The organism is Nocardioides massiliensis, from assembly GCF_030811215.1.
GTDB lineage: Bacteria > Actinomycetota > Actinomycetes > Propionibacteriales > Nocardioidaceae > Nocardioides_A > Nocardioides_A massiliensis.
Map to the genome: position 1 here is coordinate 3,212,004 of NZ_JAUSQM010000001.1, position 21,300 is coordinate 3,233,303.

The window sequence follows — 21,300 nt, forward strand, 5'->3', positions numbered from 1 at the left end:
CCGCCGTCACCGCCCGGGTGGTCCGTCGTTGGGCCTGACGTGCCTGGCTCCCGCTCGCTCGCCCCGTCCGCCGTCGCGCTCGCTGTCGTGCTCGTGGCCGCGCTGCTCGTCCCCCTCGGCGCCTCCTCGGCGACCGCCCGCCCGGTCTACGGGTCCGTGACGGGTGAGGTGCCCCGGGGTGGCGGGGTCGTGCGCACGGAGGGGCCGATGCGCATCCGGGTGCTGTCCAACCGTCCGGACCTGATCTCCGGCGGCGACGCGCTGGTCGAGGTGGAGCTCCCCCGCGGCGTGCGCCCGCGCCAGGTCCGGGTCCGGGCCGGCAAGCGCAACGTCACGCAGCGCTTCGCCGTACGCCGCGACGGTCGCTACGTCGGCCTGGTCCGGGGGCTGCGGCTGGGGCGGACCGTCCTCACCGCGCGGGCTCCCGGGCACGCCGCGCGCCAGGTGGTTGTCAACCACCGCAGCGGGGGGCCGGTCTTCAGCGGACCGCAGACGCGCCACTACCGGTGTCAGGAGGGCGCCCGCACCGCCCGCTGCCACCAGCCAGCGACCTACAAGCTGCTCTACAAGTCGAGCAACCCGCTGCGGCTCGGGCTGCACCCCTACGACCGCAAGCGCCCCCCGCGCGACGTCGCCACCACGACCACCGACCGCGGCGTGCGGGTGCCCTTCATCGTCCGTCAGGAGGAGGGCTTCCAGAACCGCGACCGCTACACGATCCTCACGTTGTGGCAGCCCGGCAAGAAGTGGCGGCCGTGGGCGCCGCAGAAGCAGTGGAACCGCAAGCTGCTGGTGACCCACGGCGGCGGGTGTGGAGCCTCGCACGGCCCGGACGAGCCGCCGCTGGCCGACTACGCCGGCACCTTCGACGCGATCCCGGTCTCGCCGGTGGAGAACAGCTATGTCACCGCGCTGGGTCGCGGCTTCGCCGTCATGTCGGCGGCGCTGGCCAACACCGGACACAACTGCAACGCCGTGCTCAACGCGGAGGCCGTGATGATGGCCAAGGAGCGCGTCGTCGAGCGGTACGGCGAACTGCGCTACACGATCGGCACGGGCTGCTCCGGCGGCTCGATCGCGCAGCAGACCACCGCCAACGCCTACCCGGGGATCTACCAGGGCCTCATCACCACCTGCTCCTACCCCGACGTGCTGACGGCCGGCGCGCAGTTCGCCGACTACCACCTGCTGCGCCAGTACTTCGAGAGCCCGGCCCGGTGGCGTCCCGGCGTGGTCTGGCTGCCGCACCAGATGGCCGCAGTCGAGGGGCACCTGACCCACCTCAACGCGATCGTGGCGGACGAGGGTCTGTTCAAGTCGGCGCTCAACCCGCAGGACGACTGTCCCGGCACCGTCGCGACCGTCACGGGCGACCCGTCGACGCGCTACCACCCGACGCGCAACCCGGGCGGCGTCCGCTGCTCCGTGCTGGACCTGATGATCAACCAGCTGGGGCCGCGTCCGAAGGCCACGTGGACGCCGGCGGAGAAGCGGGCAGGGCGCGGCTTCGGCGGCATTCCGTTCAGCAACACCGGGATCATGTACGGCTTGAACGCCCTGCGGTCGGGTCTCATCACCCCGGAGCACTTCCTCGACCTCAACGCCAAGATCGGTGGGCTCGACGTCGACTCCCAGCGCACGGACCGGCGCACGCGCGGCAACCGGGCGGCGATCCGGCGGGCCTACCGGACCGGGCTGATCAACGAGATGACCAACATGTCCGAGGTCGCGATCATCAACCACGGGGGGCCGGACCCGGGGCTGGCGCACGACTATGCGCACGCGTTCTGGGCGCACGAGCGCCTCAAGCGTGCGCAGGGCCACACCGGCAACCGGGTGATGTGGTTCGGGGCGGTGCCGTTGATCGGCGACCTGACCTGGGCGCGCGAGGCGTTCGTGAAGATGGACGAGTGGCTCGAGGAGGTCGAGGCCGACCCCAACACGATCCCGCTCGCCCGCAAGATCGTGACCAACAAGCCGCGGGGACTGCGCGACCGGTGCGTGCTGCCGACCGGCGCGGCCGCGCTGTGCACACTGCCGTTGATGAACCTGGTCCAGACCAACCTGAGCACGCCGCGTCAGGAGGCCGGCGGACCGGTCGCCAACGACAACGTCGCCTGTCGCAAGCGGCCGCTGCGTCGTGGGGACGCGACCTTCCTGGGGTTGGGGCTCACCAGCGGCCAGTGGGACCGGTTGGGTGCGGTCTTCGCGGGCGGGGTGTGCGACTGGGGCAAACCGGGGGTCGGCCAGGGGCCGACCACGACGTGGCTGACCTACGCCGGCAAGCGTGGCGGGGCGGCGTACGGCGGACGGAAGCTGCCGCGGGCACGCAGCTGGGATGCGCGCGGTTGGTCCAGCGTGAACTTCGCCGAGGCCCTGCGTCGGTGAGTGTGCGCGCCCGGTAGCGTCGGGCTGGTACCTGACCACAACCTTCGGGAGCACACGCGATGACGCAGAACAACGGCCAATCCGAGGACTCCGAGGACGTCAGCGTCGGCATCGCCGTCCGCTTCGTGGAGAACCTGCAGGTCATGCCCTTCGGCGGCGACGACCACGCCGGCATCAACCTCGAGTTCGTCGACCACAGCGAGACCCCAGCGGTCGACGACGAGTGGGGCCTCGACAACGACACCGACTTCGGCCTGAAGCTGTCGATCTCCAACCTCGACCCCGAGACCGCCGCGCAGCTGTTGCTCGCCGCCGCGCAGTTCCTGCAGGACACCGAGTGGGAAGAGGTCGAGTCCACCAGCTAGGACCGATTCTCAGGTGCGGCGCACGAGCAGCGTCAGCACCTCGGTGTGCGCGGTGTGGGGAAACATGTCGAGCACCTGCGCACGCACCGGCGCCAGTGACGGCATCGTCTCCAGGTCGCGACGCAGCGTGTCGACGTTGCAGCTGGAGTAGACGACGTACGGCGTCCGCGCTCGCTCGAGCCACCCGGCCAGGTCGGTGCCGATCCCCCTGCGGGGTGGGTTGACCACGACCAGGTCGGGGGCCGCGGCGGGGTCCTGGGCGAGGACGTGCGCGGTCGCGTCGGCGGCGATGAACTCCGCCGTCACCCCGGCCTCGGCTGCGCTGTGGGCGGCACTGCGCACCGCCTCGGCGCTGATCTCGACACCCACCGCCTCGCGCCCCTCGCCGGCGAGGTGCAGCGCGAACCCGCCCACCCCGCAGTAGAGGTCCCACAGGCTGCTCGGCGCGAGCTCGTCGACCCAGCTCCGGGCTCGCGCATAGAGCGCCTGCGCCACCGCCGTGTTGGTCTGGAAGAAGCTCTGCGGGCGCAGGTGCAGCGTCACCGCGCCCAGCCGCATCGGCAGCGTCGCCTGGTCGGTGAGCACGTCCTCCTCGGGACCCTCGATCACGGCCTTCGGCTCCGGTTGGAGGTTCACCGACACGACGCGCACCTGCGGGAGCTGCTCGGTGAGCCAGGCCAGGTGCTTGCGCAGCCGCGGCACTGCCTCGGTGCTGCGCAGCACGAACCGCACCATGAGCTCGCCGTCGGGCGAGATGGTCACCAGCAGGTGCTTGAGCTCCCCGCGACGCGCCTCGATGTCGTACGGCGTGAGCCGCGCCCGCGCGACGAGCTCGGCCAGGGTCGGCAACGCTGCGGTGATGCCGGCGTCGTGCAGCGGGCAGTCGCGCAGGTCGACCCCACCGGTGACGGGGTTCCAGATCCCCAGCACCGGCTGCTCGCTCGTCCCGGTGACGACGAGCTTCGCCTTGTTGCGGAACCCACCGGCCGGGCTGACCTGGGGCGGGAGCCAGTCGATCTCCCGCCACTGCAGCAGGACGCCTTCGGCGTGCTCCTGCTTCGTCCGGAGCTGGGCGGCGTACGGCGTCTCCAGCCACGTGCACGACCGGCAGCGCCCCGCGGCGTAGTGGTGACAGGGCAGGGCGAGCTCGGCAGCGCTCAACGCGGGAGTGCTCACAGGAGTCCGAGCGCCCTGCGCGCGATGTGCTGGGCGACACCAGGTGTGCCGTGACCGGGGAACCACATGCCTCCGAGGATCTCGAAGGCGTCCAAGGTCGGCGAACGCGGGTCGGGGTCCGGCTGCGATCGACGGAACCGCGACGGCGGCCAGCGCTCGAGCAACAGGTCACCCACGCGCTGCTCCCACTGCTCGGGCGCGCCGCCGGAGGCGACCACCAGGACCGTGGCCCACCCGGTCGAACGATCGCGTCGCGAACGACCGAGAGCGAGGCGCTCACAGAGGTGCGGGAGGAGGGCTGGCGGGTTCTCGACGACGGCCTGCCCGGCACGGGTCAGCTCGAGGCGACGACGTTGGATCTTCATCAGACCGGCGGCGACCACGGTACGGATCAGACCTTCAACCCGCGCCGGTGGAAGGCCAGCACCCTCCGCGACCCGGCCGACCATCGTCGGCGACAGTCGCTTGTGCTCATCGATCTCGGCGCCTTCCGTCAGACCGCCCAGCACCCTCACCCAAGGAACACCCGCCGACGCGATATCGGCTGCGCTGGGCTGGGCCGGGACGCGGTCGAGGTCAGCGATCAATCGCTGCGCGGTCGGGCACTCCCGGGTCGCCCACCTGAGGTACTCCTGGCACCGCCACGCGAGAGACCCCAGCCGATCGATGGCCCGCACCCGCACGCGCGCCGCACCGAGATCGAATGCCTCGAGTGAGTCGGGTTCCCCCCAGCGCCGGTACTCGAGCCTTGCCCCGCCCACCAGTTCCACCGGGACCGTCGGGACATCGAGCACGGCGACCACGCTGATCGAACACACGTCGACGAGGTCGTCGTAGCCCTCCTCCACGTGGCACAGCTCGTCACCCGGCCGCGCCACAAGCTCGTCGAGCCGAACGTCCGACTGAATCCTTCCGGCCAGTCCGATGAACTGCTCCTCCGACGGCCGTAGCAACCGAGGAGCCCTGGGGTCCGCTCCGAGGTGCAGTCGGTAGCGATGCCCTCCCTTACGACCGAACGCTGCTCCGATGGCCCGGTGCAGCCGGTCGCACGGGACATCCCCGCGCACGACCAGTTCCCGCCACACCGGGGGCTCGTCGTCGAGGCCGACATCGACGCGGAGCCGGAAGCCGTGCACCTCCGACGGGTGCCGGTTCGACTGGGATCGGTCGGCCCACGCGTCGGCCGTCGGCGTGGGTCGCCGGCGGGATCTGCGGGCCGGTGCGCGTGCGAAGAGACTGATGACCTCTGCGTCTCGAACGCGATCGATCTCGTCCATGGCGGCATCGAATCAGACCGTGCGGATCCGCGTTTTCGCCCTGTGGACAGGGCAGTACGCCCGCGCGGGTCCTCGTTGGTCGAGCCTGTCGAGACCCGCGCAGGCGACGGGGCGGGATCGCGAGGTCGGCGGGTCGGTGCCGCCGACGTACTCGATGAGGAAGTCGTGCAGATACATCTCGATGACTGAGGTCTTTGTCGATCGAGCGAACGTCTTTGTTGATCGAGCGGAGTCGAGATCCGATGCGTCACCGTCCCTGACGGACCGCCCCCACCGGTCACGCCACGCATAGGTCCCGTCGCGGCGGCGTTGGTAGGTCCACCCCATGTGGGTCTTGAGCCGGTGATGCGAACGGCAGAGCGGAGCCAGGTTCGCCAGTGACGTCTGGCCGGGTGGGCCGCCGTCCTCGAGCGGGACGTAGGGCTCGATGTGGTCGGCATCGCAGGCTCTGGCGGTGGTGGTGCAGCCGGGGAACACGCAGACCTCGTCGCGCAGGATCATCGCCTCGCGCATCCACGCCGGCGGGTCGTGCTGATCCACGGCCTGGTCGGTGTTGGTGTCGATCACCGGCCGGACGTTGATGCGTCCGGAGCCGACGCCGCCGGGGCGGGTCAACCATTCGCTGAGCCGCGCGAGGGTGATGGGTCCCAGCTTCTCGATGCTCGCGCCGTGGTCGATGCCACGGCTGGTCATGATCGCGAGGTCGGCGAGGGTGCAGTGGATGTAGATGTTCGCGACTCGGGTCGTTGTGCCTGGCGACTTCGTCTTCGTGGTCCCGCCCGAACTGGTGTCGGGCAGGGTGCCGTTGAGGAAGTCCATCGCCAGTTGCGGGTCGAGCAGGGTCCCGACCGCTTTGGCGCGACGGGCTTGGTGGTCGTCGGTGTCGCCGGCGGCCTTCAGCCCTGCGGCGATGGTGTCGAGGGTCTGGTCGAGCAGTTCGGCGTCGGGGGCGTCGAGGTTCATGTGCACCCCACGCAACAGGCCTTGGCAGGTGTCGGGGTCGAGCCACACGCCGCGGCCGTCCTGGCGACGTTCCTCGCGTCGGGCGAAGAGCTCGGCGTCGAACCGGCGGATCGCCTCGTCGACCAGTTCGGGGGCGGCGTTGTTGGGCTTGCGCTTCTGCAACCGATGCGTCAGCTGCGCATCCACCCACGACGCGGCCTCGAAGGACAGCTTGCGGGTCTCCTTGGCCACGGCCCGCACCCGCCACGCCTCGGTCTTGCCCTCCACCATCCGCGCCCACAGCCGCGGGAGGCGGTGGGCGATCTCGATCGCATCGCCCAGGAGTTGCCGTGCGGACTGCAGCGGCATCCGTAGGTGACCGGAGAGCTCGCTGGCGGCGTACTCACTCACGATCGGCGCGCCCTCGCCCGCGAGCGCCACCATCCGCTCCGGCTCGTGCTTGAACGCGGCGTGATCGGCCATGATCTGGTGGCCCTCGTACAGGCCAGCGAGGTGCGCGGCGAGGAGGAGCTCATCGGTCTGCTCGCGCTGGACCCGGGCCCGGGAAGCGCGCATGGCTTCCCACACTTCGGCCTTGCCGAAGTTCTCCAGATCGCCTCGATCGAGCATGCTCAAAGTCTCCCAGGGCCTACCGACAGTCCGGCTCGACGCAGGTCAACGACCACGCACGCGGCGCGTCCAGGAGCCGCATGGTTGAGTCGATCCACGGCTCACGCCCAGGCACGCGGGAAGGCCGACACCGAAGGGATCGACCACAACGTAGCCGTTGAGAAAGATCTCGCAGTCGCAGAAGCCCCCGACGTCCTCGAACCGTCGCAGCAGCGCACTCGCGCGGGGTGCTCGACGGACGCGGTAGCGCTCGGCGAACCGCAACGTCTCGTCGCATCCCCAGGCATCGAGCATGCGCGCGACGAAGCAGAGCACGCACTCCCCCTGCCTCGGCTCCGTCCAGTCCTGGGCGAGCTGGCGAAGCTCCTCCTCCGCTGCGGCCGCGATCGACTTGTCGCTCATGGTGCCTCCCCGAGAGTTGTCCGTGGAACAACTCCACACCTCGGCACCGACAGTCAACGTCGTGATACGCCACGCACCCCGATCCGGCTGGTCAGGGTGCGTGGCGTATCCCGTGCCTCTCTCAGCGCCAGCCGAGCTCCGGCGCGAGGTGGGTGAGCACGGACTCGAGGACGTGGGCGTTGTAGTCGACGCCCAGCTGGTTCGGGACCGTGAGGAGCAGGGTGTCGGCAGCGGCGATGGCCTCGTCCTCGGCGAGGTCCTTGACCAGCTGCTCGGGCTCGCCGGCGTACGTCTTGCCGAAGCGGGCGCGACCACCCTCGAGCATGCCGACCTGGTCGCTGCCGGTGGACTCGTGGCCGAAGTACGCCCGGTCGGCGTCGCTGACGATCGGGAAGATGCTGCGGCTGACCGAGACCTGCGGCTCGAAGTCGTGACCCGCGGCCTTCCAGGTGTCGCGGAAGAGCTGGATCTGCTCGGCCTGGAGCTGGTGGAACGGCACGCCGGTGTCCTCGGTGAGCAGGGTGGAGCTCATGAGGTGCATGCCCTCCTCCGCCGCCCATTGCGCGGTCGCCCGTGAGCCGGCGCCCCACCAGATGCGCCGCTGCAGCCCCTCGGAATGCGGCTCGACGCGCAGCAGGCCGGGCGGGTTGGGGAACATCGGGGTCGGGCTGGGCTCGGCGAACCCCTTGCCCTCGATCACCTGGCGGAAGATCCGTGTGTGTTCGCGCGCCATGTCGGCGGAGTCCTGACCCTCGGGCGGGGCGTAGCCGAAGTAGCGGAACCCGTCGACGACCTGCTCCGGTGATCCGCGGCTGATGCCGAGCTGCAGACGACCGCCGGCGATCAGGTCGGCGGCGCCGGCGTCCTCGGCCATGTAGAGGGGGTTCTCGTACCTCATGTCGATGACGCCCGTACCGATGTCGATCCGGCTTGTGCGCGCACCCACCGCGGCGAGCAGCGGGAACGGCGAGGCCAGCTGCTGGGCGAAGTGGTGCACGCGGAAGTACGCACCGTCGGCCCCGACCTCCTCGGCAGCGACCGCCAGGTCGATGGACTGCAGCAGCACGTCCGACGCCGACCGCGTCTTCGAGTGCGGCGACGCCGACCAATGGCCGAAGGACAGGAACCCGATCTTCTTCATGCAACCTTCAACCAAGATCGGGCGGGGGATGTTCCGGTTCACGGGTTTTCGGGTGTGCTGGCAAGATATGCGCATCGAGTCGCCACCCGGGCGGCCCGCCCTGAGGAGACCCACCCCCGAATGGAAAGCGACAGTTGTCGTTCCACTGCGCCTGATCACCAACGCCTGAGTCGCCTCGGAGCCCGATGATGTGGGCGCTCACGCTCCTCCTCGGACTGCTCGTCGTGCTGGCGATCACCGTCGCCACGGGCTACTTCGTCGCCCAGGAGTTCGCCTACATGGCGGTCGACCGGTCGCGGCTGAAGGCCCGGGCCTCCGCGGGTGACACCGCCGCGGCCCGTGCTCTGGCCGTCACCCGGCGTACGTCGTTCATGCTGTCCGGCGCGCAGCTCGGCATCACCGTCACCGCGCTCCTGGTGGGCTTCGTCGCCGAGCCGCTTATCGGGCAGTCGCTCAGCACCGCGCTGGGTGGCGTCGGCGTCCCGAGCGGGGTCGGCGTGGCCATCGGCACCGTCGCCGCGCTGCTGCTGTCGACCTTCGTGCAGATGCTGTTCGGCGAGCTGTTCCCCAAGAACCTGGCCATCGCCCGCCCCGAGCCGGTGGCCGTCAGCCTGGCGGCCTCCACCACGATCTATCTGGCGGTCTTCGGCTGGCTGATCAAGATCTTCGACCAGGCCTCCAACCTGCTGCTGAGGGCGTTCGGCATGGAGCCCGTCCACGATGTCGAGCACTCGGCCACGCGCCGGGACCTGGAGCACATCGTCGCCGGCTCCCGCGACAGCGGCGAGCTCCCGGCAGAGCTGTCCTTGCTCCTCGACCGGCTCATCGACTTCCCCGACGAGGACGTCGAGCACGCGATGATCCCGCGCTCGCGCGTCGACGTGGTCCGTCCAGAGGTATCGATCGGGTCCGTGCGCGCTCTCATGAGCACCGGGCACTCGCGCTACCCCGTCCTCGACGACGACGAGGAGATCCTCGGTGTCGTCCACCTGCAGGACGTCCTCGGCGGCACCCACACCGACGACGCCCCGGTCTCCACCCTCATGCGCCCACCGGTCCTCGTGCCCACCACGATGAGCCTCCCGGACGCGCTCGACCTGCTGACCTCGGCCAGCAGCCAGCTGGCGTGCGTGCTCGATGAGTACGGCGGCCTGGCCGGCGTCCTGACCGTAGAGGACCTGGCGGAGGAGCTCGTCGGCGAGATCACCGACGAGCACGACCCCGAGGAAGACTTCGAGCCGGTGGTCCTCACTTCTGACGCGACCGTGTGGGAGATGCCCGGCGACGTCCACCTCGACGAGGTCGGTCGCAGCATCGACCGCGAGCTCCCCGACAGCGAGAGCGAGACCCTCGGCGGACTGGTCACCGAGCTGTACGGCGCCCTGCCCGACATCGGCACCGAGGTGGTGCTCGAGCTCCCGCTCGATCCCGCACTCCTGGCCGAGGACGAAGGCCCCGAGCCCGAGGCGCTCCTGCTCGAGGTGCTCGAGATCGAGCGGCACGTGCCCGCGCTCGTCCGGGTGCGCCTCGGGTCCGCGGCCAACACCTCGACCAGGGACACCACCGCGGCCGACGCCACCCACGCCGAGGAGGCACAGTCGTGACCGGCAACCCGCTCGCGGTCATGGTCGTGACCACGCTCCTCATCGTCCTCAGCGCGTTCTTCGTGGCCGCCGAGTTCGCCCTCCTCGCCGTACGTCGGCACCGGCTCGAGGAGCGTGCCGGCGACAGCCGTTCGGCGCGTGCAGCGCTGCGCTCCTACAACGAGCTCACCGTCTTGCTGGCTGGCTGCCAGCTCGGCATCACCGCCTGCGCCCTCGCGCTGGGCGCGATCACCAAGCCTGCGGTCAAGCACGCCCTCACGCCGCTCATCGCCGATCTCGGCGGGCCGGCATGGGTCGCTGACGCCGGCGGCTTCATGCTGGCGCTGATCGTGGTGGCGTTCCTGCACCTCGTGATCGGTGAGATGGCGCCGAAGTCCTGGGCGATCGCGCACCCCGAGACCGCCGCGACAGTCCTCGCCCTCCCTATGCGCGCCTTCATGTGGCTCACGCGTCCCCTGCTCCGCTTCCTCAACGAAGCGGCCAACTGGTGCCTGCGCCGTGTCGGCGTCGAGCCGCAGGACAGCGTGATGACCAGCCAGACGGCGGCCGACCTGCGCCAGCTGGTGGAGCACTCCGCCAACGTCGGCGCGCTCGACGCGAGCTTCTCCACGCAGATGACCGAGGCGATCGACCTGGCCGAGCTGACCCTCGCCGACCTGGTGCGTCTCGACCAGCCCTTGGCGGCGGTGCCGTCGGACGCGCCGATCGAGGCCGTCCAGGACTCCGCCCGCACCACCGGCCACCTGCGGATCCTGCTCGCCGACGGTGGAGCTGTCACCGACGTCGTCCACGTGCGCGACACGCTCGACCAAGAGCCCGGCACCGCGGCCCGCGCGTTCGCCCGGCCGGTGCTGGAGATCGCGGCCGACACCCCGGTGTACGCCGCACTGGCGACGATGCGGGAGACCCGCAACCACCTGGTCCTCGTCACCTCCCCCGAGGGACACGGCGTGGTCACGCTCACCGACGTGCTCGAGCGACTGCTGCCGACCGCAGCCGTGCGGTGAGCGACGACCGGCCACGCAACGGCGCAGGAGCGTTGGCGCTGTCGACCGGTCTCCTCGCCCTGGCGTTCGCGTTCTTCCCGTTCGTGGGGGAGTTCGTGTCGGTCCCGACCGCGCTCGTCGCGATCGTGGCCGGCTGGGTCGGCATGCAACGCGCCGACCGCTTCGTCGCCACCAACGGTGGTGAGGCCATCACGGGCCTGCTGCTCGGGGTCGGTGGGCTGGCGGTCACCGCGATCGTCATGGCCGCGACGCGGATGGGCTGACGGACTATTCAGCCTCACACGACCGCGATCGGCAGGCTCGGGTCGAAGGCGGCGATGTCGGCGGGATCCGACGTGACGACGATGTGTCGTCGCTGCCGGGCGACCAGGGCGACGTGCCCGTCGACTACGTCGGACTGACCGACGCGTCCGCACAAGACTCCGACTGCGCGAGCAGCAGGTCCGTCGAGCTCCACGACGGATACGTCGGCGGACGCGAGAAGCGTCGCCAGCCTTGCTTGCCGCGGCCCGCCGCGCCATACCTGCGCGACGACACCCGCCGGGACCACCACCGGGAGGCTCCTCTCGGCGGCTGCCCGGAGAAGAGCCCGGATCCGACCGTTGCCGCGCTCGACCGCGATCAGCGCACCGGCATCGAGCGTCAGCCCGGCGCTCATGGCCCGGTTCTCATGGCCCTCATGGCTCCGTGCTCATGGCACGTGCTCATGCCTCGGTGCTCGCCAGCACCTCGTCGGCCCAAGCGACCTCGTCCGCACCCGGTGCGCCGAGCTCGCGGTCCCACTCATCGAGGAGGTCAGCGAGCGCCTGCGTTCGGCCGTACTGCTCGAGTGCTTTTGCGACGTACGCCGAGAACGAGGCGGCCCGCCCCTCCGCGACAGCTGCGCGGGCCTGCGCGACGACCGCATCCGGCAGGCTCACGGCGATCTTCACGGTCATACCATAATCATACCGCCGGCGCGAAGCGCTCCCCCTGTCGCGCGACACGGCTGGTCAGCCTGCGCACTGCGTGGGGAACGGCTCGGCGTACCGCAAGCAGACGGTCCGGGCCGGCTCGGGCAAAAGGCTGGCGAGCGCGCGCCAGCCGGGGTCGAACGCCGGGCCCGACAAGTGGGTGCGGATATGGGGTTCGAGATCGGGGCGCAGGACCAGCGCCCACAGGGCTGGACGGATGTCGGTCAGCATGGTCACGACGTGCGGACTTGCAAACAGCACTCGTTCGAGGGCCACGGCGGCGACGTCCGTCCAGGCGATCTCACCATCTTCGCTCTGCGGAAGGCCTTCGATGTCCGCGGAGTCAACGCCAGCCAGCCAGGTATGCAGCGGCAGGTCCGCGAGGAGCTCGGTGTCGTCGTCCATGAGGGAGAACATGTCGGGCAACAACCCGTCGCGCGCGTGCTCACCGACGACATCGGTCCACGCATCCGGCGCATCCGCGACCCGCTGCGCGGTGCGGACGTCGACGGGAAGCGGGCGCCACTCGAACATCGTCCCCGGACCGGCCGACGTCGGGACGAGCCGGCTGAGGACGTGCTGGCCCGGCGGCTGTTCGTACGCCGCACCCAGGTCCAGGACGTCGTGCCGCTCGCCGGTCGCGAGATCCGTCACCCGGAGGGTGTCCTTCCACCGCGCGTCGAGGCGGTACCCGCCCATCGGCGCGACGGCCCACTCGGCCGGTGCATCGGCGCGCCTGAGCAACCGCTCGCCGGCACGGTGGGCGACGAAGTCAGCGAGCGCCCCACTGTCATAGACCGTGAGCTGGCGCAGTACCCAGTCGCGCTCGAACATCATCGGCACGAAGATCTCTGGTGGCCACCCGTTCATCCGATCGACCGGTACGCCGTCGGGGTAGGCGACCTCGATGGTGCGCTCGAACTCGGGCGTCCCCAAGGATCTCTCGGGGACGTCACTCCACAGCGGGCGACGCACTTGCAAGGTCATCCAGCGCGACCACATCCAACCCGGAGCCTCGTCGCCCAGCCAGGCAAGCTGCCGGAGCCGGTCCGCATGCAGCGAACCCGCAAGCAGTAGGACCGAGGATGCCAGTGCGGCCGCCTCGTCGATGTCGCCGCGCGCTTCGGCATCGGCGACCGCGACCAGTGCCGCGCGGTCGGTGTCGGTGAGCATGGGTCGCGGGACGCGGCTCGCGCACGAGGGGCGGCGGGGACGGCGGTTTTTCCGAGACTTGGCCATGCCTCAGCGTCGATGCGATGAACGCATTCCCGCTACCGGGCGCCGTCGACCTGTGGACAACGTCGACCCGCCTTGCTCCGCTTCACTCCCATTGGCGCCGCATCACCGTCGTGACGTCCAGGGGGTCCGCCCCCGCCTGCGCGGCGAGCACCCCCGCCCCCTCGGGCGAGCCCGTGAACACCGGGTCCGGGTCACCCCCGACGTAGCGCTGCCAGGTCACGCCGTACACCCGTGCTCGCTCGATGTTGGTCCCGAGCGCGGTCGGTACGGCGAACCACGTGGTGTGGTCGGGCCGCAGCATGCGTTGCACGCGTGGTTCGAGGTCGGCCCTCCAGACGACCGCGGGCACCCGCACGACACCCGAGACCCGGTGGCGCGCGACGACGTAGCGCGGGATCTGGATCGGCGCGAGGGCCTCGTCGAGACTGGTGGCGAAGAGTGCGGACTCCTCCTCGCTGACCCCGCTCAGCACGACGCGGTGGTCGCCGCCGGCGTCGACCTGCACGTCGACCGCCTCGCCGCCCTTGCTCACCTGGCCGGTGATCCGAAGCGCACCCGCCACGGCCCGGGCGATGGCCTCCAGGCTCGGCGGGTCCGCGACGGCGGACGCGAGCTCACGCAGGTACGCCGAACGGGCCCGGCCTTCGCGCACCCACGCCGTCAGGAAACCCAGGATGCTCACCAGCACCACCACGCCGAGCACTGTCGCGGCCACAGGGTCACTCAGGGCGCCGGAGGAGGCCAGGACCATCGCCGCGATGGTGCCGACGGCACCCGCCGTCCCGACACGGCGCCGCGCCTTCGTCACGGGCGGCGTCGCCTCAGCAGAGAGCTCGACGTGGTCCTGGTGGACCACCACCTGCGGCACGAGGGACGTGGCGGTGAGCGGCATGAGTGCGCCGGAGGTACGCCGCCGCACCCGCACCGCGACCGCCGTGCGCCCCTCGTAGGGCTCCCCCACCCGCCACGCGGCGCGGATCGCGTCGCGGTCGGCGGCACGCGCCGTCATCCGCGCGTTGATGTCGGGGATCGCGGAGACGGCTGGGGGGAAGTACGGCGAGAACGTGGCATCGAGGTGCGCCACTCCGTCGGCGATCACCCCCTCCTCGTCGACGCCGAAGAACCCGTGGTGCTTGCGGACCAGCCGCTTCCAGTCCTGGTCGCCACGCGGGTGCGCGGCGCTCACGCACACCACCGACCAGGTGATCGCGACCTTGTCGGGCCAGGCCGGGTCGATGCGCAGCGCCCGTCCGCGGGTCTGCACGACCGCGGTGGTGGACGTGGCCGAGGTGAGGTCGACCAGACCGGTGATGCGGCGCGCGTTCCATCCCTCGCCGAGCAGGGCGCGGGTGCCGATGAGGATGCGCGAACCGCCGTCCTCGAAGAACCGTGTCACTGGACCCACCCAGTGCCGTGCCCGCCACCGGGGTCCGACGAGCTGGACCGCACCCGTCGCGCCGGGCAGTGCCTCGATGCTCAGCTCGGCGGCGAGATCGGGGGCGGTGCGGGCGACGTCGGTGCGCAGGGCCTCCATCGTCAGCGGGCTGCCGGCGATGGTCCGCCCCGTGACGAGGACCGGCGCGAGCCAGTCGGTCCGCGGGTCGCGCAGGAGCGTGTCGAGCACGGCCACCGCCGATCCGGCCTGCGGTGCGAGGACCCCGTCGAGCGAGACCGGCAGGGTCGCCGACGCCCGCTCGTGGTCACACAGCACCAGCTGCCGCAGCCGGTCACCCAGCGCCACCCCCTCCGCGGCGATGATGTCGGCAGCCGCGTGGGTCTTGGCCTCCGACCGCGCCAGCACCCGGTCGGTCGGCGTCCGCCCGCGCCGGATGCCGCGCTTGGTGAGCTGGTAGCCCACCGCCGGCAGGGCACGGCGTACGTCCTCCACGATCGCGGCGTCGACCGGGTCCTCGGAGGCGACCAGGTGCTGGGTCACCCAGTCGGAGATCAGCAGCACCCAGTCCTCGGCCTCGGGCGGGCGTCGGTGCTCCTCCGCCGGGCGCGCGCCGGTCGGCAGCTCGAGCATGCCGTCGTGGTGCATGCGCAGCGCCGCCGCGGCGAGATCCGGCTCCTCACGCAGCATCGAGGCCCAGGTGCGCACCTGCGGCACCGGTGCGACGAACCGCGCGTGCAGCCATGCCTGGAAGCTGATCGAGCCGTACGCCGGGTCCAGCAGCCGGGTCGTGAGCTCGCGGAACCGCAGGGACTCCTGGCCGAGCCACTCGTCCTCGATCGGGGTCGGCTCGACGAGATAGGCGAGCTCGGCGAACGGAGCCAGGTCGCCCTCGCGCACCACCGCCGGGATCGTCGTGGCGTAGGCGACCTCGCCGAACAGCTCGCGCACGAGCGCCGCCTGGTCCTGGCTCAATGCCTCCGGCGGGGTGGCGGTCAGGCCCAGGACCCGCGCGTGCGGGAGCAGCGCAAGGACGTCCGCGAGCAGCCGCCCCCACACCTCGAGCAGGTGGTGGCACTCGTCGAGCACCACGAGGAGCTCCTCGGTGCTGGCCAGTGCGTCGATGAGCGCGCGCCCGTTGGGGTGCAACCGGTCGATGAGCTGGCCTCGCTCCCGCCCGGACTCCGCTCCTTCCTCACCGTCCTCGTCGACCTCCGCGTCGGGGTCGAAGACCGCCAACGACTGGTAGGTGGTCGCCGTGAACGGTGCGGACAGGTCGCGCTCGCGCCCGGCCTCCAACCCCAGCTCGCCGGCGCTGCCCAGCCACTGGTTGACGATCGCGGTGTTGGGCCCGAGCACCACGACGTGGCCGTGGGCGTGCGTGCGCAGGTGGTCGCGCGCCTCGAGCAGTCCGACGAGGGTCTTGCCAGCCCCAGGTGGGAGCACCACCCACGCGCGGTCGCCCCCGGCATCCCACAATCGGGCGAGCGCTTCGCGTGCCTCGCGCTGATGACGGCGCAGCGGAGGCGGCTCGGGCGCGGACATGGGCACATCGTGCCAGCAGTAGGGCGGCCGCTACCGGCCCAGCAGGCCCTTGCGGTACGCCGCCGAGACGGCTCCCGCGCGGTCGGACACGCCGAGCTTGTCGTACACGTGGCGCAGGTGCGTCTTCACCGTCGCCTCGCTGACGAACAGTTCCGCCGCGACGTCGCCGTTGGCACGGCCCTCGGCGACGATGTTGGCAGTCAACGGGCCCCTGGCGTTCGTCGCCACGAGCTTGCGCGCACGCTTCGCGAGGCCGGCCTTGGCGCCCACTGCGTGCTTGCCGTCGACCTTGTCGGAGTTGGTGGCGACGACCACTGCCGTCGTCGGCACACCCACCACCAGTGAGCTGGCGACGACAGACAAGATCACCGTCCGCGTGTCCCGTGCCAGCCCGTTCCAGATTCTTCCCATGGCCGCGGCCTCCTCCGTGCCCGCGTCGACGGCCGGTCCGCCGACCCCGAGCTGTAGGGCTCAGGCCCCACCGTGCGCCCCGACCAGGCGAACGCGCGCCAGAAGGTGGAGGTAAAGGTTCCGCGGAACGCCGTGACCACTCTTCGTCCCCAGACCCGTGATCCACCCATCTCGTCCCCAGGGGTACGTCGCCACCCCCGCCTCGCCGTCCGAGCGCAACAGCATGGCGCCTTCCTCGCGCATTCCAGCGCAGTCTCGGGAAGGACGTCCCATGCACCTCCGCCTCAAGCTCGCCACCGTCGCCTTCGCGACCGGCGCCCTCGTCGCCACGCTCGCGCCCGCGCCCGCACCGTCGGTCACCGTCACGCCGTCATCGCCCGCGGTGCCGTCATCGACCTCGGCAGTAACCCTCGTCAGCACGTCGTCGACGCCGACGAAACCGCGCGCCGTGCGCGTCGCCGTCAAGGCACTCGCCGGTGTGCAGAAGTCCAAGCTGCGGCGCCAGAAGCCGAAGCAGACCAAGCGGTGGAAGAAGCGTGCGGCACGCGCGATCAACGCGTCGCTCCACCGGCGTATCGCACCGAAGGACGGCTATCACGCTGTCGCCAGCTTTTGGTTCTGTGCGATCGCGCTTGCGCGGTTTGTCGCGGAGTACGCGGTCCCGATCGCCAAGGTCGCCAGCGTCGCTCGCCAGGCCTTCAGGATATTCCGCACCGTCGCAGAAATCGTTGAGGCGATCAGATCAGGCACATTCGCCAAGATGCTGGGCCCGGATGCGGCCGAAGTGATGGGGGCAGTGCTGGGCGCCGGCGACTTCCTCAACGAGTGCATTCTTTAGATCCCTGGCGGTCCCAAAGTCATAGGCTGCTGCCACACGACACCTCTCGGGAAGGCACGTGTCATGGGAAGAACACCTTCAACGTCGAAATCAAACCCATCAGTCCGCTATCTCGAAATGATCGCGATGCTCGGACTCGGGCTCGTCACGCTCCCGATTTACGCCCTCGGGGCCGCGGCCGTATGGCTTCTCGTAGCTCGAGATGTGGTCGACGGAGCACAGTTCATCGGGTTGGTGATTGTGTTCTGGGCACTCGAGCCCCTGATCACCATGCCGATCTTGTGGAGCCGGGAACACCGTCGCAGCTCCCCTTCGTTTCGCCGCTTCGCAACGGTTGCAGGCCAGGTCGGGGGGTCGATGCTCGCCTGGTGGTTGGTCGGTGGGTTCACCGCTCGTGCCGCGCTGGCAGGCATCGTCGCTGGCGTTGTCTATGCCTGCTCCTCGTGGATCCATCGCCTGATTGGGGCCCGGCACCGTCCGTCAGATCCCGCCGAGAGAGAAGCGGAGAACGAGAAGGCGATCAGGACCCTGATGATGCCCGACGCGAAGCGGAACGGGGATGGCTGACGAGCAGCCCCAGGTCTGCCGGACCCAGGTCCAAGGCTTGGTTGCCTACCTCTCCATCATCGTGCGGCTGATGATCGGCGCCGTCTACCTGCCGTTCTACGCGGCGATCGCTGTCCCTACCTGGTGGCTAGACGGTCGGGACTCGCTCGCTCCGTGGGAGCTTCTCGCCATGCTCGCGTTCTATTGGATCGGCGAGGCCCTGGTGGGATTCTTGATCGCCCGGCGCGCGCAGGATCCTCACGCCCGTCTCCGTCGTCATCTCGGTGGCGTCGTGCCACCGGTCCTCGGTTCCGCCGGGGCATGGGCCATCACGTCCGGCCTCGACCTCCACGCCACGCTCCTCGGCACCACGGCCGGGCTGGCTTTCGCCGTGCTCCTCATGCTCTACGACAGCCTCGGCCCGCAACCGACCGAGGAGGAGCAGCGCGAGGCCGCACGAATGGTCTCCCGGGAGCTCGTTCAGGCGATGGTCGAGCACAAGCAGGAGAGGGACGAGAAGCGACAGCGCAAGCAGAGTCAGCCCTGATTCCTCATCGCGTCCCTTCCCGCGCCGCGACGAACGCCTCGACGAGTCGAGCCGGGACGCGGCCGCGGTCGGAGACGTCGTACCCGTTCACCAATGCCCAGGCTCGGACCTCGGCCGGACTCGGTGGCGCGGGAGCCAGCGGCGGCGGAGTCGCCAAGTCCGCGACGAGCCGAGTAGCGCCGCCCTCGACGTCGGCCGCCGCATGGGCCGCAGCGAGGAACCGGTAGGTCCACTCCTGCGCGAGCTTGCGGGTCTCGCAGAACACGATCGGCACGCCGGGGAACGCAACCTGGCACTCCGCGATCCCGTCGGCGACGACCGCCGGCCGCACATGGTCGAGCTTGAAGACAGCGGAGTAACGGTCCTCCACCACCACTGCTGCGCGCGCGATGCTGGCGAGCTCGGTGAGCTGGTACTTCAGCGTGCCCGTCGTCAGCGACGAGACCAGGTCCGCCAGACTCTTGCGCTCGACGGCGGCGAGCACCGTCCCGTGTCGGCGTACGGCGTAGTCACCGGCGTCGAGCCGGTCCCGCACCGTGGTGACCTGCCGGTCGGCGAACGAGTAGCCGTACCGCTCGCGGGAGTCGATGACGATCTCGAGGTCGGCGACACCAGAGGCCCGTGCCGTGGGCGGCTTCACGCGCGGGCGCGCCTGCTTGGTGGTGCGCGCGCTCTGCCAGAAGATCACCTGGCGGCCGCGCACGAAGGTCATCACGAACTGCGAGCGGTTCTCCCGCCCGCGTTCGAGGACGAGGTCGATCGCTGCGCCTCGCCGCACACAGCTGCGGGTCCGCACGCGTTGCACGATCTCGGCGTCGTCGGGCCACTCCTCGACGCGGTGGCAGTACACCTTCGCCGTACGCGGCCACATCTCCTTGGCCTTCAGCAGCACGCCCTGCTCCCCCAGCGGGATCCGGAGCAGGTAGGGCAGCGTCGAGTCCGCATCCGGGTTGCGGGCGATCACGAAGTCCGCAGGCACGGGTTCACCGTAGCGATGGCGCAGGTACGGGGATCGGCCCGCGCACTGCGTGCCGCCTGTCACACGACCTTGACGATAGTTGACGGAACAACCTTAACGGGCCATGCTGTTACTTGGCGCATCAACTATTGAGCTGCAGGAGTGATTCTCATGGCACACGTCTCCATCATCGGCACCGGCAACATGGGCCAGGCGATCGCCGGTATCGCTGGCAAGGGCCCCCACACCGTTCAGCTCATCGGCGAGGACGACAAGGGCACCGCGGTGACCGGGGACGTCGTCGTCCTGGCGATCCCCTACGGTGCGATCCGTTCGGTCATCGCCGAGCGCGGCGACGAGCTCAAGGGCAAGGTCGTCGTCGACATCAGCAACCCGCTCGACTTCGAGACCTTCGACTCCCTCCTCGTCCCCGCGGACGGCTCCGCCGCCGCCGAGGTCGCGTCTGCGCTGCCTGACTCGAAGGTGCTCAAGGCGTTCAACACCACCTTCGCCGCCACCCTCGCCTCCGGCGCGGTCGGCGACAACACCACGACCGTCCTGATCGCAGGCGACGACGCCAACGCCAAGGCGACGCTCGCCGACATCGTCACCGGTGGTGGCCTCCGGGCGATCGACGCCGGCTCGCTCAAGCGCGCTCGCGAGCTTGAAGCCATCGGCTTCCTGCAGCTCACCTTGGGCGCCAGCGAGAAGGTCTCCTGGACCGGCGGCTTCGCGGTCGTCGTCTGACCGACGCTCCCCCACCCACCCGTACCTCGAAGGAGGACACCGTCATGACCGTCAACGCCGTACGCCTCAACCACGCCGTGCTGTTCGTGGCCGACCTGGAACGCAGTCTCGCCTTCTACCAGGACGCCTTCGGCATGGAGGTCGTCGCGCAGGAGCCGCGGGCCAACGCCGCCTTCCTGCGGCTGCCGCGCTCCGGGAATCACCACGACCTGGGACTGTTCGGGGTCGGCGCCCAGCCCCCGCGTCCCCGCGGCGCGATCGGCCTGTATCACCTGGCCTGGCAGGTCGACACGATCGAGGAGCTCGAACAGGCGCGCACTACGCTGGCCAACCTCGACGCCTACACCGGCGAGTCCAGCCACGGCGCCACCAAGAGCGTCTACGCCAAGGACCCGGACGGCAACGAGTTCGAGGTGATGTGGATGCTGCCGAAGGAGGAGTGGGGCGCCTACGAGAACGCCGCTCCCATCGATCGCCTCGACCTGCCCGGCGAAGTGCGGCGGTGGGCGGGCGTCGGCACCGCGGCCGAGCTCGTCCCGGTCCCGGCGCCCTGACCCGGGGCGGTCCGGCGCGCCTGTCGGTGGGCGCGCGGACCGGGCCCTAGCATCGGGCCGGTGAAGCGACGATGAGCAAGTTGGACGCCCAGCGCGCGATGCGCGAAGCCCGCTACGAGGCAGCCGCGGCTCGATCGCGTACGTCGCCGAAGAGCACTCCCCCAGCGAAGCCGCGGGCGTCCCGACCCGCTGAGACCGCGCCGGCCGCGCCTGCCCCGCCTGCGGGCCTCGTTCCCGACGGCCGGGAGACCGGGCTGTGCGGCCACCGGTCCATCAACGGGCGTACGTGCACCCGGGAGAGCGGCCACGCGAGCAAGAGCCACCGCTACTCATGAGCGGTGGTCACTGCGTCAGAGCTTCTCCATCTTCGCGAACGGGCTGTTGACCCGCAGCGTCTGGGCTCCGAAGTTCACCGTGGCGGCGTGCGCGTCGACGGCGACGACCGTGCCCATGCCGTGGATGTCGTGCGAGACCATGTCGCCGGGGGCGTACTGCTCGACGACCCGCTCCGGCTCGGGACGGAACGGGCTGCTGGCAAATGTACGGCGCGGGGTCCTGCGTGAAGTGGTCATCACTTCAAGTATGCGCCCCCACCGGTCGCGACGGGGAGTTCTGTGACGAAGTCCCGCGGCGCGGC

At 70.4% G+C, this 21,300-nt stretch carries 23 protein-coding genes; 11 read left to right on the plus strand and 12 right to left on the minus strand.

Going from position 1 to position 21,300, the window contains the following annotated elements; all coding sequences use genetic code 11:
* Positions 1-39 precede the first annotated feature (39 nt).
* Together J2S59_RS15940 and J2S59_RS15945 are read left to right on the plus strand one after the other, a co-directional pair.
* Positions 40-2,388: a DUF6351 family protein gene (locus J2S59_RS15940; RefSeq protein WP_068117344.1), complete on the plus strand. Its 2,349-nt coding sequence runs from the start codon at positions 40-42 to the stop codon at positions 2,386-2,388.
* A 59-nt stretch (positions 2,389-2,447) separates the two neighbouring features.
* Positions 2,448-2,753: a hypothetical protein gene (locus J2S59_RS15945; RefSeq protein ID WP_068117345.1), complete on the plus strand. Its 306-nt coding sequence runs from the start codon at positions 2,448-2,450 to the stop codon at positions 2,751-2,753.
* A 9-nt stretch (positions 2,754-2,762) separates the two neighbouring features.
* Here the strand turns inward: J2S59_RS15945 and rlmC are convergent, their stop codons facing one another.
* The 5 genes from rlmC to J2S59_RS15970 all read right to left on the minus strand — a co-directional run bounded on the left by rlmC (position 2,763) and on the right by J2S59_RS15970 (position 8,321).
* Positions 2,763-3,929, minus strand: coding sequence for a 23S rRNA (uracil(747)-C(5))-methyltransferase RlmC (gene rlmC, locus J2S59_RS15950; protein WP_246360117.1), 1,167 nt, complete (start codon positions 3,927-3,929; stop codon positions 2,763-2,765).
* Positions 3,926-5,206, minus strand: a complete 1,281-nt coding sequence (locus tag J2S59_RS15955; protein WP_306825284.1) for an IS1096 element passenger TnpR family protein — start codon at positions 5,204-5,206, stop codon at positions 3,926-3,928. Before J2S59_RS15955 ends, rlmC begins: the two co-directional genes overlap by 4 nt.
* A gap of 12 nt (positions 5,207-5,218) precedes the next feature.
* Positions 5,219-6,778, minus strand: a complete 1,560-nt coding sequence (locus J2S59_RS15960) for an HNH endonuclease signature motif containing protein (RefSeq protein ID WP_306825285.1) — start codon at positions 6,776-6,778, stop codon at positions 5,219-5,221.
* 45 nt (positions 6,779-6,823) lie between these two features.
* Positions 6,824-7,180, minus strand: coding sequence for a DUF2695 domain-containing protein (locus J2S59_RS15965; protein ID WP_068124475.1), 357 nt, complete (start codon positions 7,178-7,180; stop codon positions 6,824-6,826).
* A gap of 121 nt (positions 7,181-7,301) precedes the next feature.
* Positions 7,302-8,321 (minus strand): LLM class flavin-dependent oxidoreductase, encoded by a 1,020-nt coding sequence (locus tag J2S59_RS15970; RefSeq protein ID WP_068124472.1) that lies wholly within the window; start codon positions 8,319-8,321, stop codon positions 7,302-7,304.
* Positions 8,322-8,506: 185 nt separating this feature from the next.
* Here J2S59_RS15970 and J2S59_RS15975 point away from each other — a divergent pair, with 185 nt between their 5' ends.
* Genes J2S59_RS15975 through J2S59_RS15985 form a run of 3 tightly spaced genes read left to right on the plus strand, consistent with a single transcriptional unit; the run spans position 8,507 to position 11,195 of the window.
* Complete coding sequence (locus J2S59_RS15975; RefSeq protein ID WP_068124470.1) at positions 8,507-9,925, plus strand: hemolysin family protein; 1,419 nt, start codon at positions 8,507-8,509, stop codon at positions 9,923-9,925.
* The gene (locus J2S59_RS15980) at positions 9,922-10,932 is read left to right on the plus strand and encodes a hemolysin family protein (protein ID WP_220138604.1); all 1,011 of its coding nucleotides are present in this window, start codon (positions 9,922-9,924) and stop codon (positions 10,930-10,932) included. Before J2S59_RS15975 ends, J2S59_RS15980 begins: the two co-directional genes overlap by 4 nt.
* Positions 10,929-11,195, plus strand: coding sequence for a hypothetical protein (locus J2S59_RS15985; protein WP_068124468.1), 267 nt, complete (start codon positions 10,929-10,931; stop codon positions 11,193-11,195). The genes J2S59_RS15980 and J2S59_RS15985 overlap by 4 nt, the downstream gene beginning before the upstream one ends.
* A gap of 14 nt (positions 11,196-11,209) precedes the next feature.
* Here J2S59_RS15985 and J2S59_RS15990 read toward each other — a convergent pair whose 3' ends face one another.
* The 5 genes from J2S59_RS15990 to J2S59_RS16010 all read right to left on the minus strand — a co-directional run bounded on the left by J2S59_RS15990 (position 11,210) and on the right by J2S59_RS16010 (position 16,473).
* Entirely contained in the window at positions 11,210-11,590 is a 381-nt protein-coding gene (locus J2S59_RS15990) for a PIN domain-containing protein (protein WP_068124466.1), read from the minus strand.
* A 46-nt stretch (positions 11,591-11,636) separates the two neighbouring features.
* Positions 11,637-11,870 (minus strand): hypothetical protein, encoded by a 234-nt coding sequence (locus tag J2S59_RS15995; protein ID WP_068124464.1) that lies wholly within the window; start codon positions 11,868-11,870, stop codon positions 11,637-11,639.
* Between the two features lie 54 nt (positions 11,871-11,924).
* On the minus strand, positions 11,925-13,058 hold the full coding sequence (locus J2S59_RS16000; RefSeq protein WP_068124463.1) for a hypothetical protein: 1,134 nt from the start codon (positions 13,056-13,058) through the stop codon (positions 11,925-11,927).
* Positions 13,059-13,206: 148 nt separating this feature from the next.
* Entirely contained in the window at positions 13,207-16,062 is a 2,856-nt protein-coding gene (locus J2S59_RS16005) for a DEAD/DEAH box helicase family protein (RefSeq protein WP_306825286.1), read from the minus strand.
* A gap of 30 nt (positions 16,063-16,092) precedes the next feature.
* Complete coding sequence (locus tag J2S59_RS16010; protein WP_181642040.1) at positions 16,093-16,473, minus strand: response regulator transcription factor; 381 nt, start codon at positions 16,471-16,473, stop codon at positions 16,093-16,095.
* Positions 16,474-16,744: 271 nt separating this feature from the next.
* Between J2S59_RS16010 and J2S59_RS16015 the strand changes: the two genes are divergently transcribed.
* From J2S59_RS16015 to J2S59_RS16025, 3 genes are all read left to right on the plus strand, one after another.
* A complete protein-coding gene (locus J2S59_RS16015; protein WP_068116926.1) occupies positions 16,745-17,311 on the plus strand; it encodes a hypothetical protein in 567 nt (188 codons plus the stop codon).
* Between the two features lie 63 nt (positions 17,312-17,374).
* Positions 17,375-17,878 carry a hypothetical protein gene (locus J2S59_RS16020; RefSeq protein ID WP_306825287.1) on the plus strand — a complete coding sequence of 168 codons (504 nt, stop codon included), beginning with the start codon at positions 17,375-17,377 and terminating at the stop codon, positions 17,876-17,878.
* Entirely contained in the window at positions 17,871-18,404 is a 534-nt protein-coding gene (locus J2S59_RS16025) for a hypothetical protein (protein ID WP_068116923.1), read from the plus strand. The genes J2S59_RS16020 and J2S59_RS16025 overlap by 8 nt, the downstream gene beginning before the upstream one ends.
* Before the next feature lie 4 nt (positions 18,405-18,408).
* Here J2S59_RS16025 and J2S59_RS16030 read toward each other — a convergent pair whose 3' ends face one another.
* Positions 18,409-19,383 carry an ERCC4 domain-containing protein gene (locus J2S59_RS16030; RefSeq protein WP_068116921.1) on the minus strand — a complete coding sequence of 325 codons (975 nt, stop codon included), beginning with the start codon at positions 19,381-19,383 and terminating at the stop codon, positions 18,409-18,411.
* A gap of 150 nt (positions 19,384-19,533) precedes the next feature.
* Between J2S59_RS16030 and J2S59_RS16035 the strand changes: the two genes are divergently transcribed.
* The 3 genes from J2S59_RS16035 (at position 19,534) to J2S59_RS16045 (ending at position 20,998) form a co-directional block, all read left to right on the plus strand.
* Positions 19,534-20,109 (plus strand): NADPH-dependent F420 reductase, encoded by a 576-nt coding sequence (locus J2S59_RS16035; protein ID WP_068116917.1) that lies wholly within the window; start codon positions 19,534-19,536, stop codon positions 20,107-20,109.
* A 44-nt stretch (positions 20,110-20,153) separates the two neighbouring features.
* Positions 20,154-20,663 (plus strand): VOC family protein, encoded by a 510-nt coding sequence (locus tag J2S59_RS16040; protein WP_068116915.1) that lies wholly within the window; start codon positions 20,154-20,156, stop codon positions 20,661-20,663.
* A 71-nt stretch (positions 20,664-20,734) separates the two neighbouring features.
* Complete coding sequence (locus J2S59_RS16045; protein WP_181641493.1) at positions 20,735-20,998, plus strand: hypothetical protein; 264 nt, start codon at positions 20,735-20,737, stop codon at positions 20,996-20,998.
* A gap of 15 nt (positions 20,999-21,013) precedes the next feature.
* Here the strand turns inward: J2S59_RS16045 and J2S59_RS16050 are convergent, their stop codons facing one another.
* Positions 21,014-21,235: a hypothetical protein gene (locus J2S59_RS16050; RefSeq protein ID WP_068116908.1), complete on the minus strand. Its 222-nt coding sequence runs from the start codon at positions 21,233-21,235 to the stop codon at positions 21,014-21,016.
* Between the last annotated feature and the right edge of the window lie 65 nt (positions 21,236-21,300).